At 64.2% G+C, this 7,415-nt stretch carries 6 protein-coding genes and 1 pseudogene; 5 read left to right on the top strand and 2 right to left on the bottom strand.

Annotation, left to right across the window (positions count from 1 at the left end):
- Positions 1-75 precede the first annotated feature (75 nt).
- The 4 genes and pseudogenes from JNK68_15800 to JNK68_15785 all read left to right on the top strand — a co-directional run bounded on the left by JNK68_15800 (position 76) and on the right by JNK68_15785 (position 5,322).
- A complete protein-coding gene (locus JNK68_15800; protein MBL8541808.1) occupies positions 76-261 on the top strand; it encodes a hypothetical protein in 186 nt (61 codons plus the stop codon).
- A gap of 187 nt (positions 262-448) precedes the next feature.
- On the top strand, positions 449-1,996 hold the full coding sequence (locus JNK68_15795; protein MBL8541807.1) for a hypothetical protein: 1,548 nt from the start codon (positions 449-451) through the stop codon (positions 1,994-1,996).
- A gap of 2 nt (positions 1,997-1,998) precedes the next feature.
- A pseudogene (locus JNK68_15790) lies at positions 1,999-4,139 on the top strand (activase).
- Complete coding sequence (locus JNK68_15785) at positions 4,078-5,322, top strand: activase (GenBank protein MBL8541806.1); 1,245 nt, start codon at positions 4,078-4,080, stop codon at positions 5,320-5,322. The pseudogene JNK68_15790 and the gene JNK68_15785 overlap by 62 nt, the downstream one beginning before the upstream one ends.
- 39 nt (positions 5,323-5,361) lie before the next feature.
- Here the strand turns inward: JNK68_15785 and JNK68_15780 are convergent, their stop codons facing one another.
- Together JNK68_15780 and JNK68_15775 are read right to left on the bottom strand one after the other, a co-directional pair.
- Complete coding sequence (locus JNK68_15780) at positions 5,362-5,847, bottom strand: YajQ family cyclic di-GMP-binding protein (protein MBL8541805.1); 486 nt, start codon at positions 5,845-5,847, stop codon at positions 5,362-5,364.
- A 78-nt stretch (positions 5,848-5,925) separates the two neighbouring features.
- A complete protein-coding gene (locus JNK68_15775) occupies positions 5,926-6,714 on the bottom strand; it encodes a FadR family transcriptional regulator (GenBank protein MBL8541804.1) in 789 nt (262 codons plus the stop codon).
- A gap of 249 nt (positions 6,715-6,963) precedes the next feature.
- Here JNK68_15775 and JNK68_15770 point away from each other — a divergent pair.
- Positions 6,964-7,415 (top strand): 2,4-dihydroxyhept-2-ene-1,7-dioic acid aldolase (locus JNK68_15770; protein ID MBL8541803.1); only part of this gene is annotated, 452 nt, incomplete at its 3' end.

Genomic DNA, 7,415 nt, shown 5'->3' with positions numbered 1-7,415 from the left:
ATCCTGTCCAGCCCGTGGTGCGACAACCAAGCGTTCGCGCTAGGGCCGCACCTCGGATTGCAATGCCATGTCGAGATGACCGAGGACCTCATCCGCACCTGGTGCCGGGGCGGGGCGAAGGAGATCACGGAAAGCCGCGACAGCCCGGGCGTGCAGTCACCGCGCGAGATCGAGGAGCACCTGACGGGGCGCGTGGCGGCGCTGCATCGGGTCGCCGACCGCCTCTATGACCGGTGGACGAGCGCCTTGGCGTCGGGATAGCGGCGCACGGCCCACCCCTCAGTCCCGAATATCCCTTCTTACAGAGGCTGCGGCCGGCACGCCTGCTGGGGCGGCGCTCGCACGTGGGCCATGCCAAGGTGTAGCATGTCGTGAGCGCGGCGCTGCTCATGCGGCGCTGGACAGAAAAAGGGCGAAGAATGAGTGTCCATGTGCGCCCTGCCGAGCCATTCAGCACTACAAGGCGTATCACCCGCGGCCCTTCACGGGCGCGGATCGGGCGCGCGTTACCCTCCTGTATTCGTGGGGCACCGCCAAGTACGACCGACTGTTCCAGGGCATGCTGGAGAACCTGGGCTTCCGTGCCCAGGCGCTGCCCGAGACCTCGCTCGCCGATCTCGAAACCGGCAAGGAGCTGATCGATACGGGCGCCTGCTGCCCGACGCTCTTCATCACCGGCGGTCTCATCAACTTCCTGCGCACCCGGGTGGCGGAGGAGGGGCGCGACGCCGTTGTCAACGGCTATGCATTTCTCACGGTCGGCGGCTGTGGGCCGTGTCGCTTCGGTCAGTATCGCGAGTCCTACGCGCTCGCGCTCGAAAGCATCGGGCTCCCCGACTTCCGGGTCCTCATGATCGACCAGTATCACCTGGCGACGAGGGGTGACCAGGAGGAAGGACTGAGTACCACGTTCGCGTTTGGCCTGGGCTTCATGTGGGTCGGCTACTGCTGCGACCTGCTCGACGACCTCGAGTACGCAACCCGACCCTATAAGGTCACGCCCGGCGAGACCGACCGGGTACTGCAGGAATCCGTCGAGCTGCTCTACGAGGCATTTCGCCGCCGACCCCGCCAGCGAAAGGAGTGGACCACGCTGGCCTGGTACCTGACGACGAGGTACTTCCAGCGGGTACTGCGCGATGTATACGTCAAGTGGTGCGTAATCGAGGTCGATCGGCTCCGCGTCAAGCCCAAGGTCAAAATCACGGGCGAGATGTGGCTGCACCACCATGAGGGTGCCGGGAACTATCGCATCAAGCGGTGGCTGGAGCAGGAGGGCGCCGAGGTCGTCCCCTCGCAGGTTGTCATCTATCCTGACTATCTGATCCACTGCGCCATCCAGAAGATCAAGCAACGCCGGGACGTGGTGGTGGGTTCCCAGTTGCGGATCGCAGCGGGGTACGCGATAAGCTGGCTGCTGCACCACGAGTACGAGAGTCTGCGACGCAGCATGGGCAACCTGCCGCGCCATCTACCGCGACAGAGTGAGTTCGCCCTGCTCGCCGCACCTTTCTACTCCTACCGTCTCGAGGGAGGCGAGGGTCACATGCTCGTGGGCAAGGCCCTGCATGCTTACCTCCGAAACCTCGCGCACATGATCTGCGAGCTGTCGCCATACGCGTGCGTTCCGAATGCCATGTCGGTCGGCGCGATGGCGAATGTTCTGGGCAAGCATCCAGCGCTGCTCTATGCACCGATCGAAGTCAAAGGCGACGCGGAGGTGCATGCTCTCTCGCGCTGTCAGATGATTCTTACCGAGGCCAAGAAGAGCGCGACCCGCGAGTTCGACGGGATGCTCTCGCGCACCGGGCTCACCCTCGCTCGCGTCAGGGAATACGAAGCGGCCCACCCCGAAATTCGGCGGGTTGGCACCCCGATCCCGGACCTCGGTGCGGTGGGCACCGCCGCCAACTACGTCCTCTATGTCGCGCGGTCCCTCGGCTTGCCGTCGCCGCAGTTGCCGGCATCGGTACCGGCCACGGAGGGGCACGCGTGAAGCTGTGTGCTATCGATGTCGGCAGTACGACGTGCAAGTACGTCGTCGCGAGCGAGGCCGGCGCGGTCGAGGCGCAGGACTATCAGCGCCATGGCGGACGACCCGCCGAGAAGGTCCTCGACTTCCTGCGCGATCTCGAAGGCAGCCACGGCTTTCAGCCAGGTCGTGACCGGATCTTCTTCACCGGTTCCGGATGCGGTTACATCGCCCCGCTCGTCGGCGGGCGCATCGTGCAGGAGGTGGTCGCCGTCGCGACGGCGGTCGAGGTCTATCACCCGGCCGTCCACTTCGTCAGCGAGATCGGCGGCGAGGACATGAAGACGGTCTTCTTCGCGGACAGCGGCGGGACGCGCACGAAGCAGGTGCTCATGCAGAGCTCGTGTTCGGGAGGAACCGGTGCCTTCATCGAGAAGACCGCGCGCAAGTTGCAAATTCCCTTGCAGCAGCTCGCGCAGATGGGCTACGACGGTCGCGCGCTGCACAAGATCAGCAGCAAGTGCGGCATCTTCGCCGAGACCGATGCCAATACGCTGCTGAAGTCGGGCGTGGCGGTGGAGGAGATCATCGCTTCGCTGTTCGACGCGGTGGTCTACCAGAATCTCGCCACGCTGACCAAGGGCAGCACGCCGCTGCCGGAAGTCCTGCTGCTCGGCGGACCAAACCTCTTCTTCGTCGGCCTGCAGCAGGCCTGGCGGCACCATCTGACGACGCTGTGGAGGGAGCGCGAGATTGCCTTGCCCGCGGGACGCGAGCCGACGGACTTGATCACGGTCCCGGAGCAGGCGCTCTATTACGCTGCGCTCGGGTGCGTCGAGGTCGGTCGCACCGAGCCGCGCGAAGCGGGGGTGTACTGCGGGCAGGAACGACTCGTGTGGTGGGTGGGGGAAGGACAGTATGCGCAGAAGCTCAAGGACGGCCGACCGGGACTCTGCGCATCCCGCGAGGAACTCGAAGCGTTTCGGGCGCGCTATGCGCCGTCGATTCAGGTTCCGCGAGGGCAATTGCGGGCGGACGAGAAGGTCGTCATCGGCTGCGATTTCGGCTCGGTCACCGCCAAGGCAGTCTGCCTGTCGCCGCAACGGGAGGTGCTCTTCGCCTGTTATGCGCTCAGCAAGGGAAACCCAATCGAAGACGCCAAGGGACTCTTCCGGCAGCTCGAGGCAGCGGTGGGCGGCAATGCGGTCGCCGCGCTCTCCGTGACCGGCTACGGCAAGGACCTGCTCAAGGACATCGTCGGGGCGGACAGCGCGCCGGTGGAGACCGTCGCCCACGCCACAGCCGGACTGCACTGGTTTCCCGATGCCGACTGCATCTGCGATGTCGGGGGTACCGACGTCAAGATCATGATTCTTCGCAACGGCACCGTCTCCGATTTCCGGCTGAACTCGCAATGCTCCTCGGGCAACGGGGCGTTTCTGCAGAACCTGGGCGAGCGATTCAACATCCCGCTCGCCGATATGGCGGAACACGCGTTCGCCGCGACAGCGATGCCCAGGCTGCTCATGGGGTGCGGTGTGTTCCTGCAGAGCGACATCATCAACCAACAGCGCAAGGGGTGGCAGCCCGACGAGATTCTGGCTGGATTGTGTGCCGTGCTGCCCCTCAACGTCTGGGTCTATGCAGGCGGACTCAGCAATCTTTCGCAGGTCGGGAAGAAGTTCATCCTGCAGGGGGGCACCCGTCGGAACCTGGCGGTGGTCAAGGCGCAGATCAACTTCATCCAGAGCAAGATCCCGGATGCGGAGATCGTCGTCCATCCGTATCCCGGCGAGGCGGGTGCCATCGGCGCGGCACTGGTTGCCCTCGCGGCGATGGAAGAGACCGGGCAGTCCTAGCCGTGATCGAGCACCTCAATTATCGGGCGACGACGTCGCCCGACACCCGCTGCAGTTGGTGCGAAAACCACTGCCAGCGGACCTTCATCGACGTCGAACTCCCCGGTGCGAAGGGTCGGCCCTGGAGCAAACTGCCGCTCGCCGAGGGCTGGGAGCGGATCATCGTCAACAACTCCTGCCCCAAGGGCCTGATCGAGGACGTGCACGAGATCAGAGCGGTCAAGGACGAGATCGACCGAACGCGCGATGCGTACCCCAACCTTGCTCAGCTGGTTCAAAGCCAGGCGTTCCGCTGCCACTCCGACTAGGGACCGGTCCGCCCTGCAGATCGGGATTCCCCGCGTCCTCAGCGTCTGGAGCACCCATCAGTTCTGGATCGGTTTCCTGACGCATCTTGGCGTTGCTCCGCGCAACATCGTGTTCAGTTCGGAAACTTCGGAGCAGCAGTTCCGGCAGTTCGGTCACGCACGTGACACGGTGGACGCCTGCTATCCCGTCAAGTGCGCGAGCGGCCACTACGGCGAGCTCCTGTTCGGTCAGAAGCACCGCCTCGATCTGGTGATCCATCCCATGCACTCGACGGTGCCGTCGTTTCTGCGCGGCCACGTGCTCGATACGCTCGCCTGTCCACGCGACCTGTGCGCGGCGGAGAACATCAAGGCTGGCTTCGTCAAGGAACGCGATCTCTTCCGGGAAAGCGGCATTGCGCGCGTCACCCCGTTCGTGTCTCTCGCCGAGCCGGACGTGGCCCCGCGCCAGCTCTACGGTGCACTGAAGGACGCACTCGACCTCGACGAGGACGAAGTCGACCCGGCAGTGGCCGCTGGCTATGCCGCGCTCGCTGCCTTCAATGACAAGATGCGGAAGAAGAGCCGCGAGATTCTCGCGTGGTGCGCGAGCGAGCAGAAGCCGTGCATCCTCGTGCTCGCGCGCGCCTATCACATGGACCCCGGCATCGGCCACGACATCGAGTCGAATCTGCAGATGCACGGCATCCCGATCCTCTGGACGCATTACCTGCCCATCGACGACGATCTCATGCAATGGCTGTTCGGGGAGGAGATTGCGCGGGGCGACATTCGCAGCGCTTTCGACATCTCCGATGTGTGGCCTTTCTCGTACAGCAACAGCACCAACGAGATCATGTGGAGTGCCAAGGTCGCGGCGCGCATGCCCTGGGTTACTTGCGTGATCCGCCTGTCGAGCTACGAATGCGGACTCGATCAGCCGACCTTCACGCCGACCCAGCGGATCGTGGAGGCGAGCGGAACGCTGTACTTCAAATTCGGCGATCTCGATGCCACCAAGCCGACGGGCAGCGTGAAGATCCGAACGGAGACGATTCTCTATTATCTGGATCAGTATTCGCCGCGGATTCTGCACGACAAACTCTCGCGCCTTCCTGCCGCCTGCCCGCTCATTGGGGTCGCACCATGGCAACCGCAGCCGTCGTTCGCTGCCGGCTTGGGCGTTCGGCAGACCACAACATAGCCGCCGCCCCCGCGGGCCGCGGTCGCGGTGCGGGCCGCTTCAGTCGCGAAAGTTCTGGTACTGCAGCGGGAAGTCGGTGATGGATTTTCTGACCAGCGCGATGGCGTCCTGCAGCGTGTCCTTCTTCGCGCCGGACACGCGCACGGCGTCGCCCTGGATGCTCGCCTGCACCTTGAGCTTGCTGTCCTTGAGCAGCCGCACGACCTTCTTCGCGAGGTCGGATTCAACGCCCACGCGGATCTTCACGCCCTGCTTGACCTTGTTGCCGGTGATCTTCTCGACCTTGCCGCGTTCCAGGCAGCGCACGTCGACGCCGCGCTTGGCGAGCTTCTGGGCGAGGATGTCCTGCACCTGGCCGAGCTTAAACTCGTCGTCACCGAAGACCGTGAGCTCGTAGTCGCTCTGCTCGACCCGCGCATCGGAGCCCTTGAAGTCGAAGCGGGTCGAGACCTCCTTGTTGGTCTGGTCGACGGCGTTGCGAACTTCCTGCTTGTCCACTTCGGAAACGATGTCGAACGTCGGCATGGCGTGGTTGATCCGATCAGGCAATGAGCGCCGCGGAAAAGTAGCAAATCGCCGCGCGCGAATCCAGTGTGAGCAGCGCTAGCCTCTCGACGACTCGCCGGGCCCCGGCTGACCGGGTTCGTTCTGCGCGTCGGCTTTGCCTTCGCTCGCCAGCCGCAGACGTTCGCGGCTGTGCGTGAGATGCATGCGCATGGCGGCGCGTGCCCCTTCCGCGTCCTGGAGAGTGATGGCAGCGAGAATGTAGTCGTGCTCGCGATTTACCCGGTGCAGATAGTCGCGGGTCGGCTCCGCCGATAGCTCGGCCGCCGCCACGCGGGCACGCGGTATCGTGCTCGTGCCGATGTGGCGATGGAACTCCTCGAAGTACTTGTTCTGCGTCGCCAGCGCGATCTGCAGGTGGAAGTCGAAGTCCTCGTCGATGGCGCTGCGCCCGGCAGCCACGCTCTCATCGAACGCGTCGACCGCGCGCCGCATCGCTGCAAGTTGCGCATCCGTGCGCCGCTGCGCTGCCAGGGCGGCGGCCTCCGTCTCGACACTGATGCGCACCTCCAGCATCGCCAGAACGTCGCGAATGGTGAGCACGGTCGCCAAGTCCAGTGCGGACGCTTCCACCGCCGCAGGTGGCAGCACGAAGGTGCCGACGCCATGGCGCGTCTCCACGAGCCCGGCAGCTTGCAGGCGTGACATTGCCTCGCGCACGACGGTCCGGCTCACCCCCTGCTGCGCCATCAGTTCGGGTTCCGTGGGAAGCCGCTCACCCGGCGCATAGGTCCCGCTTCGAATCTGCGTCGTGAGGTCTTCCATGACCTCCTGGGCCAGACTGCGGCTGCGCCTGCGGGGGAGTGGGAGCTGTTTCGGATCGTTCATGATTCGCTCAGATGGTCTCTCATTCCAGATCATATCTTAATACGTCTGATGCCGATAGGACGCATTTGGTTCCGCGACCGCATTCCGGTCCGTTTGTCGCGCGTATGGCTCGGCAGGCACAAGCAAAAAAAGAATTAGCAAATCTCTCTTGCAATCGAATCGCGACAGTCTTAAACTCTCTCATACGTCGTCAGACGTCTTATCACAAACGGTAGCGAGAGATGAAACCACAAAGGAGGAGTTCCAGACATGCGTGAGAACCGAATTCGTTCCATCTGGAAGGCCGGCGGCGCTGTCGTCAACGGCTGGCTTGCCGTCCCCAGCACATTCTCGGCGGAGGTCATGGCTCACCAGGGCTGGGACTCGCTGACGGTGGATCTGCAGCACGGGCTGGTCGACTACCAGAAGGCGGTGGACATGTTCACCGCCATATCGACGACGAACACGGTGCCGATGGCGCGCGTGCCATGGAACGAGCCCGGCATTCTCATGAAAGTGCTGGACGCGGGCGCCTATGCGGTGATCTGCCCGATGGTCAACACCCGGGCGGACGCGGAGCGTCTGGTGGCTGCCACCCACTATCCGCCGCGCGGCACCCGCAGCTTCGGACCGATACGTGGCCTTCTGTACGGCGGCTCCGACTATCCCGCGCACGCCAACGACACGGTCGTCGTGTTCGCGATGATCGAAACGCGCGAGGC

The sequence above is a fragment of the Betaproteobacteria bacterium genome, assembly GCA_016791345.1.
Taxonomy (GTDB): Bacteria; Pseudomonadota; Gammaproteobacteria; order Burkholderiales; family JAEUMW01; genus JAEUMW01.
This window is presented reverse-complemented; position numbering and strand designations above follow the sequence as displayed.